Raw genomic sequence first — 428 nt, forward strand, 5'->3', positions numbered from 1 at the left:
CTGCTGGTGACCGGCGGCTCGCGCGGCATCGGCGCGGCGATCGTGCGCATGGCGGCGGCGCGCGGCTGGCTTGTCGCCTTCAGCTATGTCGCGAACCGCGAAGCGGCCGACAGTCTGTCGCGGGAGCTCGAGGAGACAGGCGCGAAAGCCTTGGCGGTGCAGGCCGATGTCGGCAGCGAGGCCGACGTCATGCGGCTGTTCGAAACCGTCGATGCCCATTTCGGCTCGCTGGATGGGCTGGTCAACAATGCCGGCGTTGTCGACCAGAAGGCGCGGATCGACGAGATGTCGGGCGAACGGCTGGAGCGGATGTTCCGCATCAACGTCATCGGTTCGATCCTGTGCGCACGCGAAGCGGTGAAGCGCATGTCGAGCCGGCATGGCGGTCGGGGCGGCGCCATCGTTAATCTGTCTTCCGCAGCCGCCAG

1 protein-coding gene is annotated in these 428 nt (G+C 67.5%); it reads left to right on the forward strand.

What is annotated here, in order from left to right; translation table 11 throughout:
• Positions 1 to 428, forward strand: a 428-nt coding sequence (locus ASE56_RS17360; protein WP_200914055.1) for an SDR family NAD(P)-dependent oxidoreductase, incomplete at both ends; no start/stop codon positions are given.

Source organism: Microbacterium sp. Leaf203 (assembly GCF_001421275.1).
GTDB classification, from domain to species: domain Bacteria; phylum Actinomycetota; class Actinomycetes; order Actinomycetales; family Microbacteriaceae; genus Microbacterium; species Microbacterium testaceum_A.